General features: G+C 66.2%; 17 protein-coding genes, 1 tRNA gene and 1 pseudogene. 6 read left to right on the top strand and 13 right to left on the bottom strand.

What is annotated here, in order from left to right; all coding sequences use genetic code 11:
• Window position 1: 1 nt before the first annotated feature.
• The 3 genes from ACXAG6_RS13310 to ACXAG6_RS13300 form a co-directional block, all read right to left on the bottom strand.
• Window positions 2-1,387 carry a DUF2927 domain-containing protein gene (locus ACXAG6_RS13310; protein ID WP_475338185.1) on the bottom strand — a complete coding sequence of 462 codons (1,386 nt, stop codon included), beginning with the start codon at window positions 1,385-1,387 and terminating at the stop codon, window positions 2-4.
• On the bottom strand, window positions 1,387-1,842 hold the full coding sequence (locus tag ACXAG6_RS13305; protein ID WP_475338183.1) for an N-acetyltransferase family protein: 456 nt from the start codon (window positions 1,840-1,842) through the stop codon (window positions 1,387-1,389). The genes ACXAG6_RS13310 and ACXAG6_RS13305 overlap by 1 nt, the downstream gene beginning before the upstream one ends.
• Window positions 1,843-2,040: 198 nt before the next feature.
• On the bottom strand, window positions 2,041-3,336 hold the full coding sequence (locus tag ACXAG6_RS13300; protein WP_475338182.1) for a cation:proton antiporter: 1,296 nt from the start codon (window positions 3,334-3,336) through the stop codon (window positions 2,041-2,043).
• Window positions 3,337-3,422: 86 nt separating this feature from the next.
• On the opposite strand from ACXAG6_RS13300, the gene ACXAG6_RS13295 reads away from it, so the two are divergent.
• A complete protein-coding gene (locus tag ACXAG6_RS13295) occupies window positions 3,423-4,322 on the top strand; it encodes a DMT family transporter (RefSeq protein WP_475338181.1) in 900 nt (299 codons plus the stop codon).
• Window positions 4,323-4,400: 78 nt separating this feature from the next.
• Here the strand turns inward: ACXAG6_RS13295 and ACXAG6_RS13290 are convergent, their stop codons facing one another.
• From ACXAG6_RS13290 to ACXAG6_RS13280, 3 genes are read right to left on the bottom strand one after another with little or no spacing between them, the layout of a single operon-like run.
• Complete coding sequence (locus ACXAG6_RS13290; RefSeq protein WP_475338180.1) at window positions 4,401-5,801, bottom strand: protein adenylyltransferase SelO; 1,401 nt, start codon at window positions 5,799-5,801, stop codon at window positions 4,401-4,403.
• The gene (locus ACXAG6_RS13285; RefSeq protein WP_475338178.1) at window positions 5,798-6,265 is read right to left on the bottom strand and encodes a GNAT family N-acetyltransferase; all 468 of its coding nucleotides are present in this window, start codon (window positions 6,263-6,265) and stop codon (window positions 5,798-5,800) included. The genes ACXAG6_RS13290 and ACXAG6_RS13285 overlap by 4 nt, the downstream gene beginning before the upstream one ends.
• Window positions 6,262-7,203, bottom strand: coding sequence for a nucleoside hydrolase (locus ACXAG6_RS13280; protein ID WP_475338177.1), 942 nt, complete (start codon window positions 7,201-7,203; stop codon window positions 6,262-6,264). The genes ACXAG6_RS13285 and ACXAG6_RS13280 overlap by 4 nt, the downstream gene beginning before the upstream one ends.
• A gap of 199 nt (window positions 7,204-7,402) precedes the next feature.
• On the opposite strand from ACXAG6_RS13280, the gene ACXAG6_RS13275 reads away from it, so the two are divergent.
• Window positions 7,403-8,281 (top strand): endonuclease/exonuclease/phosphatase family protein, encoded by an 879-nt coding sequence (locus ACXAG6_RS13275; protein WP_475338176.1) that lies wholly within the window; start codon window positions 7,403-7,405, stop codon window positions 8,279-8,281.
• Between the two features lie 55 nt (window positions 8,282-8,336).
• Here the strand turns inward: ACXAG6_RS13275 and ACXAG6_RS13270 are convergent, their stop codons facing one another.
• Window positions 8,337-9,131, bottom strand: a complete 795-nt coding sequence (locus tag ACXAG6_RS13270) for a lytic murein transglycosylase (protein WP_475338175.1) — start codon at window positions 9,129-9,131, stop codon at window positions 8,337-8,339.
• Window positions 9,132-9,266: 135 nt separating this feature from the next.
• Between ACXAG6_RS13270 and ACXAG6_RS13265 the strand changes: the two genes are divergently transcribed.
• Window positions 9,267-10,028, top strand: a complete 762-nt coding sequence (locus ACXAG6_RS13265) for a heme-dependent oxidative N-demethylase family protein (protein WP_475338174.1) — start codon at window positions 9,267-9,269, stop codon at window positions 10,026-10,028.
• Between the two features lie 20 nt (window positions 10,029-10,048).
• On the opposite strand, the gene ACXAG6_RS13260 is transcribed toward ACXAG6_RS13265, so the two are convergent.
• The 5 genes from ACXAG6_RS13260 to ACXAG6_RS13240 all read right to left on the bottom strand — a co-directional run bounded on the left by ACXAG6_RS13260 (window position 10,049) and on the right by ACXAG6_RS13240 (window position 14,728).
• Window positions 10,049-11,578 carry a hypothetical protein gene (locus ACXAG6_RS13260; RefSeq protein ID WP_475338172.1) on the bottom strand — a complete coding sequence of 510 codons (1,530 nt, stop codon included), beginning with the start codon at window positions 11,576-11,578 and terminating at the stop codon, window positions 10,049-10,051.
• A 103-nt stretch (window positions 11,579-11,681) separates the two neighbouring features.
• Window positions 11,682-11,993: a hypothetical protein gene (locus tag ACXAG6_RS13255; protein WP_140014244.1), complete on the bottom strand. Its 312-nt coding sequence runs from the start codon at window positions 11,991-11,993 to the stop codon at window positions 11,682-11,684.
• Between the two features lie 78 nt (window positions 11,994-12,071).
• Window positions 12,072-12,806, bottom strand: coding sequence for a hypothetical protein (locus tag ACXAG6_RS13250; protein WP_475338171.1), 735 nt, complete (start codon window positions 12,804-12,806; stop codon window positions 12,072-12,074).
• A 123-nt stretch (window positions 12,807-12,929) separates the two neighbouring features.
• A complete protein-coding gene (gene glnA, locus ACXAG6_RS13245) occupies window positions 12,930-14,336 on the bottom strand; it encodes a type I glutamate--ammonia ligase (RefSeq protein WP_475338169.1) in 1,407 nt (468 codons plus the stop codon).
• 53 nt (window positions 14,337-14,389) lie between these two features.
• A complete protein-coding gene (locus tag ACXAG6_RS13240; RefSeq protein WP_140014247.1) occupies window positions 14,390-14,728 on the bottom strand; it encodes a P-II family nitrogen regulator in 339 nt (112 codons plus the stop codon).
• 178 nt (window positions 14,729-14,906) lie between these two features.
• Between ACXAG6_RS13240 and ACXAG6_RS13235 the strand changes: the two are divergent.
• Window positions 14,907-16,489, top strand: a pseudogene (locus ACXAG6_RS13235) (NAD(P)H-hydrate dehydratase).
• A gap of 28 nt (window positions 16,490-16,517) precedes the next feature.
• Here the strand turns inward: ACXAG6_RS13235 and ACXAG6_RS13230 are convergent.
• Window positions 16,518-17,015: a Hint domain-containing protein gene (locus ACXAG6_RS13230; protein WP_475338168.1), complete on the bottom strand. Its 498-nt coding sequence runs from the start codon at window positions 17,013-17,015 to the stop codon at window positions 16,518-16,520.
• 142 nt (window positions 17,016-17,157) lie between these two features.
• On the opposite strand from ACXAG6_RS13230, the gene ACXAG6_RS13225 reads away from it, so the two are divergent.
• Window positions 17,158-17,239: transfer RNA gene (locus ACXAG6_RS13225), tRNA-Leu, on the top strand.
• A gap of 64 nt (window positions 17,240-17,303) precedes the next feature.
• Window positions 17,304-20,261 (top strand): CHAT domain-containing protein, encoded by a 2,958-nt coding sequence (locus ACXAG6_RS13220; protein ID WP_475338166.1) that lies wholly within the window; start codon window positions 17,304-17,306, stop codon window positions 20,259-20,261.

The following is a 20,261-nucleotide window of genomic DNA, read 5'->3' as shown; positions in this document are numbered from 1 at the left end:
CTCAGTTTACGGCGGTGCGGCCGCGCGGCTTGAGCGCCGAGATTTCGGACACCCGGGCACGCACAACGGCATCGGAGCCAAAACCGTAGCGGGCCCAGCCGAGGGCCTCGGTGCGCACAGCGGCGGCTTCGGGCACGCGACCCATAAGCTCGTAGGCCTCGGCCTTCAACAGCAGCAGCGTGGAGAGCAGCGCGGCATTCTCGGCGCGGCGCACGGCGGGCAGCACCTCGTCGATCAGGCCGATGGTGCCATCTGCCTGACCCGCAGAGAGCGAGAAGGCGGCAAGCTGCATGGCCACATGGGCTGCTTGGATCTGTGTCTCCGGGTTGTTCCGATAGAGGCGGGAGGCCTCAAGGAAACTGGACAGAGACAGCTCGGGCTCGGCCGAGAGCGACAGCCGACCCAGCGCGTAGAGCGAGAAGGCGGCGCGGTTGTCGGACCAGCCGTGGCGCTTGGACAGGTTCACCGCGTTCTTGGCCGCCGCGAGCCGTGCGGCGGGGCGGGCCCGGGGGCCGAGGGCCGTTTCGATCGAGTCGATCCAGGCGCGGGGGGTGTAGCCCGGCTGGGCGCCGCGGCCACGATTGCCCGCGGGATTCACCCGGGCGAGGATGGCGGGCAGGCGCGCGGCGACCTGGCTGCGCTCCATGCCGGAGCGGAGGGCCGGATCGTAGTAGACCCGCAGCATCAGCATGTCGAAGCCGGTGAGGACGGTGTGGAAGTTATCGTCGTTGAACACCGAATCCGGCAGACGGTAGAGATCGTTGAGCGGGCCGAGGGCTTGGGCGATTTCTTCGTGCAGGCAGTCGCGCACCTCTTGCGGGCTCACGTCGCCCGGCATGAAGACGGCGATCTGCTTGCGCTCGGCCAGCGCGGCCCAATCCACGGCGCGGGAGCGGCGGGCCTTGCGAAACTCGGACCAGCTGGAGACGTTGGGCACCACGAAGCAGGCGGCCTGCGGCACCAGCCGTTGCAGCTCGCGCTTGGAGACGACCTGAACGGTGATGGAGGGCGAGGGGTTGCCGGGTTTGGAGAGGCGGATATCAATGCCGGCCTCCGAGCGCAGGCGCGACACCAGACGCGTGAGATCGCCGGTGAGAGAGGCGGGCGCGTTGCCCTTGACGGTGACTGTCACCGGCCCCTCGAAGCGGGAGAAATGCGGCAGGCGGCGGCCACTTTCCATCCGGAAGGTCAGATCAAGAAAATCCACGGCAAGCTGCGCGTTGGAGCGGTAGGTGGGCGCCACGCGGGGGGTGGAAAAGGTGCGCATGGGTGGCAGTGAGCCGGTGTAGCTTTCGCGCCGCTGGGGCACGTCGACATCCGGCACGGAGACAGAAGAACAGGCAGTCAGAAAAAGGGCGAGTCCCGCGGGCAGAAAGCGGTTCAACATCAGGCAGCGCTCCGTTGATATTTTATGAAAGGCGTCAGCTTTCCGACCCGGTCGTAGAGCTTTCGTGCCTCGGTGTTGAAATCCTGCGTCATCCAATAGACGTAAGGCGCCCCCAGCGCCTCCGCATGGGAATAGACCGCCTCGATCAGCGCCCGGCCAGAGCCGGTGCCGCGAAGCGATGGGTCCACGTAGAGATCGCCGAGGTAGCAAACATCCTCGACCCTCCAGAGGTGGCGGTGGATCACGCAGTTCACAAGGCCGATTGCCTCGCCATCCACTTCGGCGAGAAAGCCGAAGGTGCCGGGATCGGACGCATCCACAAGCCGGGAGAAGGTGGTGGTATACACCTCCTCGGGCCGGGTGGCCTTGTAGAACGTCAGATAGTCGGTCCAGAGCCGACGCCAAGCGACTTCGTCGCCGGGCGCGAGCGCACGGATCGTGGCAGTGGAGGGCATGGCGGTCCCTTATGTCAGGCGAGAGTCAGATTACCGCGAGATTGCCGCAGGGCGAGGAAAAATCACGCCTTTGCGACTTCTAAATTGGCGGCGTTGCCAATGCGCCCAATGGGTTACGGGATAAACCTCACGTAGTGGGGCGATTGTTGCCGCCCCCAAGATATTGCCTGCGCGCCTATGTTCACCGGCTGGAAACAGTCACTCCGATGTGCTGTTTCGGTTCAACCGGCGGGCGAACGGCGCGACGGTGAGGCCCTGCACGATGATCGAAAACAGCACGATCACGTAGGTTGTGGTGAGAATCAGGGGCTTCCATTCCGAATCGGGGAGCGACAGCGCGAGGGCGATGGAGATGCCGCCCTTGAGGCCGCCCCATGTCATCACCGGGATGACGTTTTCGGGCATGGTGCGGAAGGGGCGCAGGATGAGCACGGGCACCGCCACGGCGGCGAGCCGGGCCAGCAGGGCCAGTGCGATGGCGGAGACTGCAGAGACGAGGAAGCTGGCGTCGAAGGTGACGGCGAAGATCTCCACCCCGATCAGCAGGAAGAGCACGGCGTTGAGGATCTCGTCGATCAGTTTCCAGAAGGCATCGACATATTCGCGGGTTTCCGAGGACATCGCATCGCGGTAGCTGACCTCACCGATCAGCAGCCCGGCGCAGACCGCCATGATCGGCGCGGAGACGTGCAGCCAGATCGCCAGCTCGTAGCCGCCGAAGGCCAGCGCGAGGGTGATGAGCACCTCAAGCGAGTAGTCGTTGATCCGGCGCATGACCCGCCATGTGAGCCAGCCGAGGATCATCCCCAAGGCCGCACCGCCCAGCGCCTCTTGGGCAAAGAGCACGGCGGCGCCGGTGAGCGCGCCGGCGGTGCTTAGCGTGTGCTCTGCGCCGTGGGCCGCGGCTTCACCCTCGCCATGACCACCCGCGCCGGGAAAGGCGAGGCCGATGAGGACGAGGAAGACGACATAGCCCACGCCGTCATTGAACAGGCTTTCGCCGGCGATCTTGGTTTCCAGCCGCTTGTTCAGGTTGGCCTCGCGCAGCACGCCCAGCACCGCCACCGGATCGGTGGGCGAAATCAGCGCGCCGAACACGAGCGCGATCATCAGCGGCATTCCGGTGATCCACGAAAAGCCCACGCCCGCGATGACGGTAGAGAGGCCGACGCCGATGGTGGCCATCATCAGCACGGCGGGCCATTCGGCGCGCAGATCGGCGATCTTGACGTGGAGCGCCCCGGCAAAGAGCAGGAGGCCGAGCATGCCCTCAAGCAGAGCATCGGAAAACTCGATGCCCTTCACAACGGCGGTGATGCTCTCTTCGACGGTGGAGGCGGGATAAATGAAATCAAAGGCCAGAACGCCGAGCGAGGCCAGCAGCGCCACGACGAGGATGCCGATGGCGGAGGGCAGCTTGAACACCAAGTAGTTGATGGTGCCGAAGGCGGCGGCGAGCACGATGAGGAGCGAAGCGATCTGGAGGAGGGTCATGGAACGTCTCTTGCTTGCGGCCCCTCGGGGCTTGTGAACATCTGGCGGGGCTGGCCCGGGATTGGGCCGTTATAGGCGAGGGGGAGATGGAGCGGAAAGATCGAATTGATGCCTTCGGGGCCGCTTCGCTGGTGACCTTCTCGCTGGTGCTCGGGTTTGGGCAGGTCATCATCAAGGTGGGCAATGAGGGGTTTGGCCCGGTGTTTTTTGCCGGGATGCGCTCGGTCGTCTCGCTTGCCTTCCTGCTCGGCTGGATGCGGCTGAGGGGGCTGCCGATGGAGCTGGGGCGGCCGCTTTGGGGGGTGGGGCTGGCGCTGGGGCTGTGCTTTTCGCTGGAGTTCCTGATGCTCTTCATCGCGCTCGATCTCACCACCGTGGCCCGCTCGGCGCTGATGTTTTACACCATGCCGGTGTGGCTGGCGCTGATGGCGCATTTTCTGCTGCCCGGCGAGCGGATGACGGCGGTGAAGGCGGCCGGGCTGGCGCTGGCCTTTGCGGGCGTGTCGATTGCGCTGCTGAGCGGGCGGAGCGGCGGGCAGGGTGCCATCATCGGGGATATTTGCGCCTTGCTGGGCGCATGGGGCTGGGCTGGGATTGCCTTGATCGCCCGGGGCACGCGGATGCGCGAGGTGCGGGCGGAGAGCCAGCTGTTTTGGCAGCTTGTCGTCTCTGCCGTGGTGCTCTTGGCCGTGGCTCCGCTGTTTGGCGCGGTGCTGCGGGAGCCGGGCCTGCTGCATTGGGGCATTCTGGGCGTGCAGGGCGTGGTGATCTCGGGCGCGGCGTTTTTGTTCTGGATGTGGATCCTGAAGATTTACCCGGCGAGTTCGGTGGCGAGCTTTGGCTTTTTGACGCCGGTGTTCGCCGGCGTGTTGGGCTGGCTGGTGCTTGGCGAAGAGCTGCGGCCTGCGGTGCTGGTGGCGCTGGTGCTGGTGGCGGCCGGGCTGTGGCTGGTGAACCGCCCGGCGGGGCGGGTTCGGACCCAGTGACGGGGCAGCTCATCGGGCCCTTCGGACCCTCTTCGCAGCTGCGATGAGGACCGCAAGGGCCGAAGAGCTGACCCGACTTCAGGTGCCGCAGAAGGTCGCTTCGATTTCTTCGTGGGGTTCGGGCGGCAGGCGGAGGTCTTCGCTGCCCTCGGGCGGGTTGTATGGATGCGCCAGCCCCGCGATCAGCCGGGCGGATGGGCCGAGATCCCCTGACACGGCGGCCTGAATGGCCTCTTCTATGCGGTGGTTGCGCGGGATGATGGCCGGGTTGGCCCGCAGCATGACCTCTTGGGAGGGCGCGCGGGCCTGCCATTTTGCGTGCCATGTGGCGAAGGGCAGGCTCTCGGGGAGGGGATTGTGGCCTTCGCTCAGCGCCCGGAAGGTGTTGGTGAAGTCGGCCTCTTCCTGCGCCATGAGTTCGAGCAGTTCGGTGATGAGCGGCAGGTCATCGGGCGTGGGCGTGGCAAGGCCGAGCTTGGCGCCGAAGCGGGCGAGGTAGGCGGCCTGATAGCTATCGCGGAAGGTGTTGACGCAGGCCGTGGCCTCGGGAATGGCCTCTTCGCCGCCCATGATGGGCAGGAGCGCAGAGGCGAGCTGGGCGAGGTTCCAACCGGCGATATTGGCTTGCTGATCATAGGCATAGCGGCCCATCCGGTCGATCGAGCTATAGACGGTTTGCGGGTGATACCTGTCGATGAAGGCGCAGGGGCCGTAGTCGATTGTCTGGCCCGAGATCGCCATGTTGTCGGTGTTCATCACGCCGTGGATGAAGCCGAGGGACATCCAGTGGGCGACGAGCTGCGCCTGTGCTTGGACGACGGCGGCGAGCAGGCCCATTGGCCCGTCTGCCTCAGGGTAGTGGCGGTGCAGCGCGAAGGCGGCGAGCGCTTCCAGCGCGTCGGCATCGTTGCGGGCGGCGAAATACTGGAAGGTGCCGACGCGGATGTGGCTGGCGGCCACGCGGGTGAGGATGGCGCCGGGCAGCGGGGCCTCGCGGCGCACGGTTTCGCCCGTGGCCACGGCAGCGAGGGCGCGGGTTGTGGGAACGCCGAGGGCGTGCATCGCTTCGCTGACGATATATTCACGCAGCACCGGGCCGAGCCATGCCCGGCCATCGCCGGAGCGGGAGAACGGGGTGCGGCCGGAGCCTTTGAGCTGAAGGTCAAAGGTGCCATTGGGCGTCTCGATGTCGCCCAGAAGCAGCGCGCGGCCATCGCCAAGCTGGGGCGACCAGCCGCCGAACTGGTGCCCGGCGTAGACCTGCGCGATGGGGCTGTGCTGGGCGGGCGGCGCATTGCCGGAGAGCAGGGCCACGCCCTCAGGGGATTTCAGCGCCTCGGGGTCGAGCCCGAGGTCGCGGGCCAGCGCCTCGTTCAGCAGCAGGAGTTCGGGCGCAGCGACGGGCTCGGCCTCCTGCGCATGAAAGAAGCGGGGGCCGAGGGCGGTGTAGCTTTGGGTCAGGGGCAGGTGGAGGGTCATGCCTTGAGGGGTTTGCTGAGGTCCTTTGACATCAGGACGTAGCGCTCGCGCAGTTCGAAGCCAGAGCGGCGATAGAGGCGTTGTGCCTTCTCGTCATCGCGGTCGACCTCCATGTGCATGAAGCGAACCCCGGCGGCGGCCAGTGCGGGCAGCAGCTTGTGGAGGGCCTCGGCGCCGATGCCGCGACCACGGACGGAGGGGCGGATCCAGAATTCGTCGATGAAGCCGTCGATACCGCCCATCTCGATGGCCCAGCCGAAGCAGACGCAGATGTAGCCGACCGGCGCGCGGCGCGGGCCGATCAGGTAGATCGCGCCGAGCGGGTTGCCCTCGAGCAGCGGCAGGACAGCGCTGGCGCGGTGCTCGTCGGAGAGGTCGAGGTCAAATTCCTCATGGAAGCGGGCGACCATGGAGAGCACGCGATCGGCGTCATCAGGGCCGGCGAGGTGGATCTGGGCGCTCATGGCAGGCGGGCCAGACGTTCGGTGAGCAGGGCGAAGAAACCGGGCGCGTCGATGGTGCCCATGAAGGTGGCGTTGGGTGCGCGATCGGTGACGCCCCACCAATCGGCCACGGTCATGCCCCGGGTGAGCGGGCTTTGGGTTTCGATCTCGACGTTGATGTGCCGCCCGGTGAAGAGGGTTGGGTTGAGCAGGTAGGCGATGGTGGTTGGGTCATGCAGGGGGCCGCCCTCGGAGCCGTATTTGGCCACGTCGAAGCGCTCGAAGAAGCCGACCCAGCCTGCCACGGCCTCGCCAGCGGCATTGCCGAGCGCCGCAAAGGCGGCGTGGCGGGGGCGGGTGACGAGGGCTTTGTGGGTGACGTCGAGTGACATGACGGTGATTGGCACGCCGGATTTGAACGTGATTTCAGCGGCTTCGGGATCGACGTAGATATTGAACTCGGCGGCGGGCGTGATGTTGCCGACCTCGAAGTAGGCCCCGCCCATCAGCACGATCTCGGCGATCTTTGGCGCGATGTCGGGTGCGCGCTGGAGGGCGGTGGCAATGTTGGTGAGCGGGCCGAGCGGGCAGAGGGTGACGGTGCCCGGTGCTTCTGCCCGGAGCGTTTCGATGATGAAATCGACCGCGTGGGCGCTTTGCAGGGGCAGCTGCGGCGCGGGCAGATCGGCCCCGTCGAGGCCGGTTTTGCCGTGGACGTGCTCGGCGGTGGTGAGGCTGTGGGCCAGTGGCTTTTCGCAGCCTGCGAAGACAGGCACGTCGGTGCGGCCGGAGAGTTCGACCACCTTGCGGGCGTTGAGCGAGGTCAGCGCGAGCGGCACGTTGCCGGCGACGGCGGTGACGCCGAGAACCTCCAGCTCGGGAGAGGCGAGGGCCAGCAGGATGGCCACGGCGTCATCCTGTCCGGGGTCGGTATCTATGATGATCTTGCGGGGGGACATGGGTGCTCCTTTGGCGCGGAGAGTGGCGGTGAGGTGGCGGGATGTCCAGTGGGGGTGCGCGGGCTCGGCGGGTGCGCGCGGCGGCGAGGTTTGGGTGGGTGCAAGAAAATCGGGGCGGGCGCGCGTTAACCTTGATTTGGGGTTAATGCGGGGCGATGGGCGCGGTAAAGGCTGCGGGAGACACAGGCAGGGGACGGGCATGCGGGCAGTGATGCGGGTGGTGGTGGTTTTGGGGCTTTTGGCCCTCGGGGCGAGCTTTGCCGGGCGCTGGTGGGCTTGGGGCGACAGTTTGGCGGTCGCGCGCAGCTGGGTGGGGCTTGGCGGGCTGGTCTGGCTGGTGCTGTGCGGTGCTGCAGGCGCACTGACGTGGCGCTGGGTTGCTGCGCTGTGGCTGGTCGTGCTGGCGGCGCTTGCCCCGGTGGGGTGGGACAAGTGGCGGCCTGAGCCCGGCGGCGCGGCGGCGTTGGTGATCTATCAGAAGAACATGAACTTTCGGATGCCTTCGGTGGCACCGCTGTTGGAAGATATCCAAGCTGTCGGGCCGGATATGGTGACGCTTCAGGAAGTGGATGCGGAGAACCAGGCGGTGATGGCGGCGCTGGCAGAGCGCTACCCCGGCCAGCATTATTGCGCATTCTCGGCGGTTGGGGGGCAGGCGGTGATGGCCCGCTGGCCTGAGCTGGAACGCCGGTGCGGCTATGGCTGGGCGGGGATGCAGGTGGATGCGCCGGGTGGCCCGGTTTGGCTGGTGTCATTGCACTTGCACTGGCCTGCGCCCCATTCACAACACGCGCATCTGGCCAAGGCCCTGCCGGAACTGGCGGCGCTGGAGGAGCCGGTGTTTTTGGGGGGAGACTTCAACATGGTGCCATGGTCAGGGGCGATGGCACGGGTGGAGGAGGCGATTGGCGCGCGGCACATGGGGCGGGCGCGGCTGAGCATTGAGCAGTTTGGCGGCAAGCTATGGCTTCCGATCGACCATGTGCTGGCACCGGAAGGCTGGGCCGGGCGGACGGTGATCCGGCCACAGCTTGGTTCGGATCACTTTGGGGTGGTTATGGAGTTGGTTGCGCCGTGAGCGCGGGGGGCGGGGTGGGCAGATTGCCCACCCTACGGGGGTGCGCCTAATCCGATCAGCCGTCGATGGCCTTGCCCATGATGGCGAGGCTCTTTTGGTAGACGGTGGCGGCGTTCCATTCCTTCAGGACGCGGAAGTTGTGGGTGCCTTCACCGTAGGGCTGGCCGGGCTTCCAGCCCTTGGCGCGCAGGTAGTTGGCGGTTGAGGCCAGAGCATCGGACGGGTTGTTGAGATCAAGACGCCCGTCTCCGTTGCCGTCCACGCCGTATTTGAGCGCATTGCCGGGCAGAAACTGGGTGTGGCCCAGCTCGCCGTGCTTGGCGCCGATGGCATTGGGGGACATGATCCCGCGGTCGATCATTTTGAGCGCGGCGATGGCGTGGGGCAGGAAGAAGGCCGGGCGGCGGCAGTCGTAGGCCAGCGTAACGGTGGCGTTCAGCACGTTGGAATCGCCCATGTAATTGCCGAAAGCTGTTTCCATCCCGTGGATCGCGATGATGATGCCTGCCGGCACGCCGTAGCGGGACTCGAGAGCATTGTAGTAATTGGCATTGCGGGCGCGGCGCTTTTTGCCTTGGGCGATGATGGTGTTGGAGCCGCGCACCTGCATGAATTTTTGCAGGGAGTATTTGAAGCTCTTCTGGTTGCGGTCGGCGGCGATGGTGCGTTTGGCGTAGCTGGTTTGCGCGAGGGCTTGCAGGCCGCGCTGGCCAACGCCGTTTTGCTGGGCCACCTTGGCAAAGTCGGCCTTCCAGGCTTCGAAACCATTCGCGTTTTTGCCGCACCCGATGGCGGATGCGGCGGCTGGCGCAAGGGCAAGGAGGGCAGCGGCAAGGAAGGGTTTGAACATCGGAAAATACCTCGTGAAAATGACGTCTGCGACAGGTTAATCGGTGGGCTGTAAATGGCCAAGTCACAAAGCGGCTATGGCGGAAACTTGCCGGGGCCGCCCGCGTAAGAGCGGCGGCGAGAGAGGCGTGTGGAGATGAGCGTGATCTTGCAGGAGCGGTTGGGCGCGTTGCCACCGGGGTTTGGGCGGCTGCCGGGCGCGGCGCCGCTGGATATGGAGCGGTGGCTCATGGTCGATGAGGCCTATGGGGCGCAGATGGCCGAGCGGGAGCGGCTTTTGGCGGAGCGGCGCGACGAGGTTGTGGCGCTGGAGGCAGGGCGCGAGCCGGTGGCTTTGGAGGCGCTGGAGATGGTGCTGGCGCATATCGCTGGCCGGGACGCGTGGCATGTGGAGGGGCGGAGCGTGCGCTGCCCGGATGGCCGCCGGGTGGAGGTGGATGAGGAAGATCCGCTGGACAGTTTGGGGCGGCTGATTACCGAGGATATCTGCCTGCTTGAGGCGCGGGAAGGCGCGCAGGTGCTGGTGGGGGCCGTGCTGTGCTTTCCGTCCCGCTGGGTGCTGGCGGAGAAGATGGGCCGGGCGATGCTGCGCATTCACGCGCCGGTGGAGGTGTATGGCGAGGAGCTGAACATGCGGGTGGAGCGGATGATGATGGCCCTGAAACCGGGGCGAGGCCTGTGGCGGGCCAATGGGCATTTTCACTCTGACCCGAGCCTGTTTTATCCGCGTGCGGAGGTGGCGGAGACGAAGTGGGAGCCCGAGGCGCGATATTTCCGAAGCGAGCGGCAGGCGCTGATCCGGATGCCGCAGACGGGGGCAACGCTGTTTTCCATCCACACGACGGTGGTGGAGGCCACGGCGCTGAGCGCGGCGCAGCGGGCTTTGGTTGGACGGTAGGGGGTGCGGGGGCCTATCGCTTAAAACATGCCCCCGAGGAGTGCGCCAATGCCGCCCCCGGTTTCGCCATAGGATTCATACTGGTCGCGCTGGACGAAATTGTTAGGTTCATACCCGGAGCCGCCGCCGAAGAGTGAGACTTCACCCCCCATGATCAGCGAGAAGATATCCATATAGCCAAGCGCGGGGTCGGCCCCCGTCATGCTGGCCCCGAAAACCACGAGCAGGGCGATGCCGCCGTAGACGTAGTAGGGCAGCGGGCGTGCAAGGTGGGTGGCGATGATGACCAAGGCCGCGATGGGGTGCACGAGGGCCACGGCAAAGGCGGCGAGCCAGGGCATGAACTTTTGCATGCCGGGCGAGGTGGCGGCGGTTTGCCAGCCGGGGATGCCAGCGCCGAAGAGGAAGCCGACCCATTGCACCTGTTTGACGTGGGCCTGAGATTTGCGCTTGTCGCGCTCGACCCGTTCGCGGGAGGCTTCGCGGAGCTTTTCCAGACCGTCCGGGGCGCTTATGGCGGCGGCACCGCCTCCACCGCCACCAAGGCCGCTCATCCCCATGCCGCCGCCGGTGCCGGCCTGCCCGATGCGCTCGCGGGCGGCGGCGTCGGGGGTGGAGAAAAAGTCATCCACCGCGTTGCCGGTTTTGCCGCCGGTGGGCAGGGGGCCGGAGGGGGCGCTTTCGGGGCGGGCGTCGGCCATGCCCTCGGGGTTATGCGCGCCTTCGGGTTGCAGCTGAAAAACGCCTTCGCGATCTCGCAAGGTCAGCTCGATATGGCCTTGGGGATATTCCTCTGACGGCGGCTTCATGGCCACGGCAATCACCTCGCCGGGCCCGGCACCGAACTGGGCCCCTTCGCCAAGGATGCGGCCAGCCTCGCGGCAGTGGTCGATGAAGGCATAGGCGCGGTCGAGCAGGTAGGGCAGGCGGGCCGGGGCCTCGCGGAAGAGCAGCGGGCGGCCAAGCACCTCTTCGGCGTGATCGAGGCGGAAGCCGATGACCTGTGTGCCCTCGGCCACGCGGCCCGACGAGAAGGGCCGGGGGTGGCAGAACAGCGGCAACGGAAACAGCACATCGGCCATGGCAAGGAAGCGCTCGGGCGAGAAGAGCTGGTCGGACTGGCCCCAGTGGACCGTCAGAGGCTCGGCCTCGATGGCGATGTGGCTGGCGGCGATCTGGGTGAGGGCGAGCAGGGTTTCAAACGTGTCCTGACTGCCCGCCTCGAAGCCCTTGGCCTCGGCCACCACGGCAATGAAGGCACCGTGGGCCGCGACATCCTCGCCCGCGTTCATCCCGGTGAGGCGGGTATACTCGGAGGCCATCGCCTTGGTGAGGCGGCTCTCGGTGAGCCGTTTGCCCGCCTGCGCAAGGGTGAGGCTGAGTCCCTCGGCCTCGAGTTTCGCGCCTTGGCCGGGCTTGTGCATGGTGGTCTGCAGATCAATGCCGGAGGGTGCCATGATTTCTTTGACACTGTTTGCAATGCCCTCGAAATCCACCTCCGGCGGGGCGGGATAGAGAAGCGCGGCATCGGTCCGGCTGGGGAGGGGCATGTTGTGTGCCTCTTTTGGTTCACTGCTTGGCCCGCGTGATGCCGGAGCAATCTGGCGTTAGTTGGGCGAGGTGAGGGCAGAGGCGCGGCTGGGGATGGCGGAGTTACCCATGCATGGCGTGGTGAAAGGCGATGAGCCCCTCGACCCAGTGGGTGAAGCGCGCGGGGCCGGAGGATTTGTCTTTCAGGTGCACGGCGCAGCCCTTGTGGGCGGTGAGCGCAGCTTCCGCGATGGCGAGGCGCTCGGCCATGGGGGTGCCTGCACCCATGATGACTGCATCGAGCGGGTGGGCGGCGATGGCGGCCTTTGCCTCTGCGAGCGTGGTGGCCGGGTGGCAATGGGCGCGGGTCGCGAGGGCGGCGCAGGTTTGGGCGATGACGTCGGGGCGGGAGCCGACGAGCAGGAGGTGGAGCATTGGCGTACCTCGCGTTTTGGATGCCGCGAGGGTGCCATGGCGCGGTCGGGGAGGCCAGTGGAGGAGGCGGTGCGGCCGTTATCGGACGTATCGGGCGAGCGCGATACCGTCGTTGGCCAGCCTGAGCTGCCAGCCGCCTTGCCACAGCTCATAGAGTGCGGTGTGGAGGCGATCTTCTGTTTGGCCGTGCAGGGGGGCACAGATCCACTCGCCAGGCGTGTAGAAATTGCCGGCTGCGGCGTAAAGCGGCTCTGAGAGGAAAAACGATGCCGCTTGGCCGGGAAGGGCTTCGGGCGGCGTGGAGGCCAAGAGGTTGCCTTCGAGCAGGATGGTTATGTCATTGGTCCGGCGCATGGCGGCCTCGCCCTCCTGCGTCCAGCGCTCGATCACGGTCAGTTGGGTGAAATCCACCTCTTCGTTGGGGCCGATCTCTTCAAACAGCGCGGCGATGGCCGGAATGCGGGCGCGGGCCTCGGCTTCGGGCAGGGGTTGGGGCGCTGCGGAGAGGAAGGCCTCCGTCCGGCGGAAGAGCTCGGCCCCGAGGGGCAGCAGGGCAAGGCAGGCGCGGCGGGTTTCCGGGGTGGCTCGGGAATACTCGTGGATCAGGCGGTTGTCCTGCATCAGATCGTCGGGCAGCGGATCGTCTCGGTGGCTACCTTCGGCGGTCAGGGCCGGGTCTTGGTCGAAGAGATCATGCCAGGCCAGTTGCCATTCGCGGTGGCGGGCCTTGACCCAGACGTTCTGCTCGGCGCGATCGGTGGGGAGGGCTTTGGGGCGGGCACCGGGGAGAAGTGCTTTGAGCCAATTGGGCATTGGGGGCCTTGGTCTGTTTAGTCGAGGGCATATGGAAACGGAGAGCGATCTGAGGCGCAAGGGGGAAAGCAAAAGGGGCGCCCCGTGGAGCGCCCCTTTCTTGTTTCATTGTCCCTGCCGCGATCAGCAGCTGTAGTACATTTTGTACTCAACCGGGTGCGGGGTGTGCTCGTAGGCGTAGATCTCTTCCCACTTGAGGTCCATGTAGCCCTCGATCTGGTCCTTGGTGAAGACGTCGCCGGCGGTGAGGAAGTCCATGTCGGCTTCCAGCTCGGTCATGGCTTCACGCAGCGAGGCGCAGACGGTGGGGATGCCGGCGAGTTCTTCGGGCGGCAGGTCGTAGAGGTCTTTGTCCATGGCTTCGCCCGGGTGGATCTTGTTCTTGATCCCGTCGATGCCGGCCATCAGCAGAGCCGAGAAGCACAGGTAGGGGTTGGCTGCCGGGTCGGGGAAGCGGGCCTCGACGCGCTTGGCCTTGGGGTTTTCGGCCCACGGAATACGCACGCAACCCGAGCGGTTGGACGCGGAGTAGGCGCGCAGAACCGGAGCTTCAAAGCCCGGGATCAAGCGTTTGTAGCTGTTGGTCGAGGGGTTGGTGAAGGCGTTGAGCGCCTTGGCGTGCTTCAGGATGCCGCCGATGTAATACAGCGCCTCGTCGGAGAGGTCGGCGTATTTGTCGCCGGCAAAGAGCGGCTTGCCATCCTTGAAGATCGACATGTTGACGTGCATGCCGGTGCCGTTGTCGCCCGCGATGGGCTTGGGCATGAAGGTGGCCGACTTGCCGTAGGCGTTGGCCACGTTGTGGATGACGTATTTGTACTTCTGAAGCTCGTCGGCCTGCTTGGTGAGCGAGTCGAAGATCAGGCCCAGCTCGTGCTGACAGGAGGCCACCTCGTGGTGGTGCTTGTCGACCTTCATGCCCATGCGCTTCATGGTCGAGAGCATCTCGGAGCGCAGATCTTGTGCGTCGTCGATCGGGTTGACCGGGAAGTAGCCGCCCTTGATGCCGGGACGGTGGCCCATGTTGCCCATGTCGAACTCAGCGTCGGTGTTCCAGGCTGCGTCGCCTGCGTCCACCTGGTAGCTCACCTTGTTCATCTCGACGGAGAAGCGCACGTCGTCGAAGAGAAAGAACTCGGCCTCGGGGCCGAAGTAGGAGGTGTCACCGATGCCGGTGGACTTGAGGTAGGCCTCGGCCAGCTGGGCGGTGCCGCGCGGATCGCGGTTGTAGGCCTCGCCGGTGTCGGGCTCGACAACGGAGCAGTGCAGGCAGAGGGTTTTCTCGGCGTAGAACGGGTCCATGTAGGCCGAGGAGCCATCGGGCATCAGCTTCATGTCGGATTTGTCGATCGACTTCCAGCCAGCGATGGAGGAGCCGTCAAACATGAAGCCCTCATCGAGGAAGTCCTCGTCGACCTGATCGGACATGACCGTGACGTGCTGAAGCTTGCCGCGCGGGTCGGTGAAACGGATATCGACGTATTCGACGTCTTCATCCTTGATTGTCTTGAGAACGTCCTTGTTGCTCATGATGACTTCTCTTTCTCCTTGCTGAAAGTTTCTCGGGCGATGCGGCCGGGCGCTTAGAGCGCGTCTTCGCCGTCTTCGCCGGTGCGGATGCGAATGGCCTGCTCAATGGTTGAGACGAAGATCTTGCCATCGCCGATCTTGTCGGTCTTGGCGGCAGTGGTGATCGCCTCGATCGCGCCGTCGAGCTGGTCATCGGCCAGCACGACCTCGATCTTAACCTTGGGCAGAAAATCCACGACGTATTCGGCGCCGCGGTAAAGCTCGGTGTGGCCCTTCTGACGGCCGAAGCCCTTGACCTCGATGACTGAAAGCCCCTGGACGCCGATTTCCTGGAGAGCCTCCTTCACGTCGTCGAGTTTGAAGGGTTTGATGATTGCCTCGATCTTTTTCATGACAGACCGACTCCCTTGATGTCCGTTCCGCTAGGGGTGAGAACACTTATCGCAGGGGGCGGCAACGGGGCCGCCTCACGGGCGGGTGAGCGTCTCGGGGGAATTCTCAGGTGTGATGAAAAAATGTGCAAGTCGATTTGCACATGGGCGGTTTGGAAACTTTTTGGGCGGAGAGCGCATGGAACTTCTGACATCTGCACAAATGCGCGCCATCGAGCAGGCCGCGATCGAGGCCGGGGAGGCCACCGGGCTGGAGCTGATGGAACGCGCCGGGCGGGGCGTGGTGGAGGCGGTGTTTGAGGAATGGCCTGAGCTGGCGGCTGGGAGTTTCCGCGCGGTGGTGCTTTGCGGGCCGGGGAACAATGGGGGCGATGGGTTCGTGGTGGCGCGGCTGCTGCGGGAGTGGGGCTGGGAGGTGGAGGTGTTCTTGTATGGGGACGCCGGGAAGCTGCCGCCGGATGCGCGGGTGAATTATGAGCGGTGGGGGGAGATGGGGGAGGTGCGGGCACTGTCGAATGACTCCATCGGCGGCTATGCCGAGGATCACCCGGGGACGGCGCTTGCGGTTGATGCGCTTTTTGGCACCGGCTTGTCGCGCTCTCTTGAAGGGCTGGCGCGGGTGGAAATGGAATTGAACAGCTGGCAGGCGATGTGGCGGAAGGGCGATAGCCCGCGCGTCGTGGCGGTGGATGTTCCGAGTGGGCTGTGTGCCGACAGCGGGCGTTACCTAGGGATGGCGGGCGATAACCCCTTTGATGTTTGTGCGACGGCGAATCTAACAGTGACGTTCCACGGCGCGAAGCTGGGGCATCTGCTGGCGGAAGGACCAAGGGGCTGCGGCAAGCTGGCTATCAAGGGGATCGGGCTGTGACGGTGCGGGCTGTTGGCAGCGATACCCTGCGCGGCCTCTCGAAGGAGGGAGAACACAAGTTTTCCCACGGCCATGCCCTCATCCTCGCAGGCGGCGCGGGCAAGGGTGGCGCAGCGCGGATGGCGGCGCGGGGGGCGTTGAGGATCGGGGCGGGGTTGGTGACGGTGGCGCCGACGCCGGGGGCGTTGCAGGAGAATGCTGCGCGGCTTGATGCGGTGATGTTGCAGGCGGTGGGAGACGCAGAGACTCTGGCGCGGGTGCTGGAGGATGGGCGGATCAATGCGATGTGCCTTGGGCCGGGGTTGGGGATTGAGCGGGCGCGGGAGATGGTGCCGGTGGGTCTTGGTCGGGGTGGTGGGCAGATTGCCCACCCTACGGTGCTGGATGCGGATGCGTTGACGGCCTTTGCGGATGAACCGGAGGCGTTGTTTGCAATCCTGCACGAGGGCTGTGTGCTCACGCCCCATGGCGGGGAGTTCGCGCGGCTCTTTCCGGACATTGCCGAGAAACTGGCGGCCCCGGCGGTGACCGGCCCGGCCTTTTCGAAGGTGGATGCAGCACGGGAGGCGGCGGCGCGGGCGGGCTGCGTGGTGCTGTTCAAGGGGCCGGATACGGTGATTGCGGGGCCGGATGGGGAATGTTCGGTGAATGCGGCGGTTTATGACCGGGCGGCGCCCTGGCTGGCGACGGCGGGGGCGGGGGATGTGCTGGCGGGGTTCATCACCGGGTTGATGGCGCGGGGATTTGCGCCGATGCAGGCTGCGGAAGCGGCGGCATGGCTGCATGTGGAGTGTGCACGTGCGTTTGGGCCGGGGCTGATTGCGGAGGATTTGCCGGAGATGTTGCCGCGCGTCTTGGCGCGGCTGGAGGCCGGGGAAGGTGCGCCATGAATGCGCACCCTACGGGGTGGAGCGGCGGTCAGGCGGCTTGGGCGGCCTCGTCCGGCTCGAAGGCGCATTCGAGCATGCCGATGTAGAGGATTTCGGGCGCGTCGAAGAGCAGCGTTACCATCTCCATCCCCTTGAGCCGGGGCGTGCGGGTTATATAGCCATTGTCGACCAGCGCGGCGGCAGGGGCGAGGGCGGCGGAACTGCCGTAAAGCAGCTTGGCGCGCCAGTCGCGCAGCAGCAGCTTTTGCGCCGGGGTGACGTGGACGAGATCAGACGGCTTTCCGTTGCCGAGGGCATGCGGGGCCAGCGCGATCGGGATGACATCGCAGGTGAAGCGCGACAGGCCTGCGAGCCGGACCATGCCGGAGCTGCGCGACACGATCCTGTCACCGGGCTCCAACTCGCCAAGACGGCGCTCGCCACGGGCGGTGAGAATCCGGGCGGACGCGGATATGCCCGCTGGCCCGAGATCGGGAGTGAACACCTGCGCTGCCCGGCGCAGGCCTCCCATGTTCATATCAGACATGGGGTGCTCTTTTGAAACTGCCTCGTTTTTCTTTCACGCTAGCGTAAAGAAACTGTTGATGGCCACTATTTTCCGAGGGGTGATCTGCATTTTCGGGCTTTCGTGCCGCGAGAGGCACTGTTAGATACCGCTCCCACGGAAAGCGGGTGTGGCGAAATTGGTAGACGCACCAGATTTAGGTTCTGGCGCCGCAAGGCGTGGGGGTTCAAGTCCCTCCACCCGCACCGCAATTCTTCCATGGCAGGTCTTTAGCACGGCCCGGGGCGCTGATAGCCTTGGGGCATGGGGATGACTGTTTTGACATTGACGCGCGGCCTTGCCGCATTGGCGCTTGTGGTGCTGCTGGCGGGCGGGGCGCGGGCGGAGGGATCAATTTACGAAGAGCTGGGCGCGGCCTATGGGCAGATTGCGCAGGATGCCCCGGCCGCCGCCGTGCGGTTGGGTGAGCTGGTGGCGCGGTATGATGCCGAAGGGGTGCAAGACCCGTTTCTTCTTTCGGACATCTACCTTGCATTGGTGTTGGCCCATCACGCGGCCGGACAGGCGAGCGCGGCCTTGGCGCGGCTTGATGAGGCGGGTGCACGGCAGCCGATGCTGACGAAGCGTATTCCGGAGATGGCTTTTTTGCGCGGGGAGATCCTTTCGGGGTTTGGGCTCTTTTTGCAGGCGGGCGTGGCCTATGAGCAGGCGGCGGATTTCATGGAAATGTCGGGCTGGTCGGCGCGGTTTGACGATGCGGCGCGGGCGCGGATGCGGCTGTTTGAGGTGCATGCGAAGGCGCGGGCCTCTTGGGTGGCGGATGGCGGCAAGCGGGTGACGGAGGCGGAGGCGCTGCTTGGCCCGCTCGCGCCGATGATCGCCCAGCCGGGGGGCGCGGTGCTGCGGGTGCTGCCGCTTCGGATGCGGGAATACCGGGGTGATCTTCTCACGGCGCGGGAAGGCTATATGGCGCAGGCGGCGGGCAGTGACAGCCGCGCCGGGCTGCTTGCTTTGGCGGCGCTGGCAGACTGGCGATTGGGGCGGAGAGAGTTTGCCCGCAAGGAGGCGGAGGCGGCGCTGGCGGATGGCGGGCTTGGGCCGAAGCGGCGCGCGCTGATGGAGGCGCTGGTGCTGCTGACGGAGGAGGGCGTGCCGGAGTTGGAGGCGCTGGCCCCGTTGATCGAGACGTTCCGCCCGGCGCCGGGGGCGGAGTACCAGCATGCCGATATGGTCGATCTGCTGGAGTTGATGGCGATGCTTGTGGAGGTTGTGGCGCAGGTGCCGGAAGGCGCGCGGCCCGCTGTGGCTGCGCTTCAGGTGCCGGAGGCTTTGCTGGATTTCGAGACCATGGCGCAGGATGGCTATGGGCGGCGGTTGATCTCCGGGGTGCGGCTGGATCTGGCGCGGATGTTGGAGGCTGAGGGGCAGTTTGATGCGGCGCGGGCGCATTATCAGGCGGTGCGATTGCGGGCGGATGTGACGCTGAGCGAGCTGGCCGCCGCGCTTGGCGGACTGTCGCGTGTTGGGCTGGATGCGCCGCATGACCGGCCTGATGCCGTTTCTGGGCTGGCCTATAGTGCGGCGCAGGTGGCGCGGGGGCAGGTTGAGGCCGTGCCGTCGCGGCTGGGCGCGGAGGCGCGGCGACAGCTTGAGGCCTATGCAACGCTCTTTGAGGGGGGTGTTGATGCCCTCTATGACCAGATGGAGGCACGCCCGCCGATTGGGCCGATGGGCGCGCCGCATGTGGAGGGGTTTGATCAGAAAGGCCCCTATGTTTTTCCGTGGCGCGAGACCGATGGCTATGTACCGCTGGATGCAAGCGATTACTGGGTGGACAGGCTGGATGAGGCCTTTGGAATGATGCAATCGGCCCGCCAGAGCGCGGCGGGCCGGGCGATTGAGGCGATGACGGCGCGGCTGGCCGCAGGGGGCGGCGAGGTTGGGCGGTTGGTGCGAGACAGGGATGCGGTGCTGGCGCGGCGCGAGGCGCTGGTTGCGCGGGGGCCGGTGGGGCAGGCCGAGGTGGCGACTGTGGATGCGGAGCTGGACCGGATCGAGGCCGCGCTGGCCGAGGCGGCGCCGGAATGGAAGAGCAGCGCTGCGCCGGAGCCCTTGGGGCTGGAGGAGGCGCGGGATCTGCTTGGTGAGAACGAGGCGCTGCTGGTGCAATTGCAGACGGCGCGGGGCTTTCATGTGTTTATCGTGACGCCAGAGACGGTTGTCTGGCAGCGCCGGGCGGTGACGGAGGAGGAGGTGAGCGGGGGCGTGCGCGAGTTGCGGCGGGCGCTGGACCCATCTGGCCCGCAGCGCTCTGCGGTTGCCCTGAAGGCTGCGGAAGCCCCACCGACCGCCTTTAATCCGGCCACGGCGCATGACCTGCACCGGGCTGCGCTGGGGGCAGCGGTGGGTTTTGTGCCGGAGGGAGCGGTGATACTCGCGGTGCCTGATGGTGCGTTTCAGGCGCTGCCTTTGGGTGTGCTGGTAGCCGAACCTGCGGACGACGGGGCCGCTTGGGGCGAGATCGACTGGGCGATCCGGCATCATGCCTTTGCCACGCTACCCTTGCCCGCGTCTCTCAGGGCATTGCGGAGAGAGGCTGGCGCGAGCGCGGGGGCGCTGCCGTTTCTGGGGATCGCAGACCCGGCCTTTGGCGCGGATATCGCCGGGCTTCAGCTGGCGCGATTGCCGGAATCGGTGGGCGAGGTTGAGGCGCTCAACCAAGCCGTTGCAGGTGGCGCGGGGGAAGTTGTCACCGGCGAAGCGGCGCGAGAGGCCGAGATGGGCGGTGCGATCCGCCTTGGTGCGGCGCGGGTGCTGGCCTTTGCCACCCACGGGCTGCTGGGCGGGGAGGCGGCGGGGCTTTCGGAGCCGGCGCTGGCATTGGCGGCTCCGGGGGCCGGGTTTGACGGGCTTTTGAGCGCCAGTGAGATCGCGGTTCTGGACCTCGACGCGGATTGGGTGCTGCTCTCGGCCTGCAACACCGCCTTGGGGCCGGGCGGCGAGGGGGCAGAGGGGCTTTCGGGGCTGGCGCGGGCTTTTCTTTATGCTGGAGCGCGGCGATTGCTGGTCAGCCACTGGGCGGTGGATTCACTGGCGACGGTGGAGCTGACCACGGGCATGTTTGAAGCGATGGCGGAAGCCGAGCCGGGGCCTGCGGCGGGTGCGCGGGCTCTGCGGCGGGTGATGCTGGAGATGATCGACAGCCCGGCGCGTGCGCGATACGCGCATCCCGCGGCTTGGGGCCCGTTTGTGACCGTGGGCGGATAG

The organism is Vannielia sp. ABF1_015 (assembly GCF_056160745.1).
Note: the sequence above shows the minus strand (reverse complement) of the source record. Positions and strands in the feature narration are given on the sequence as shown.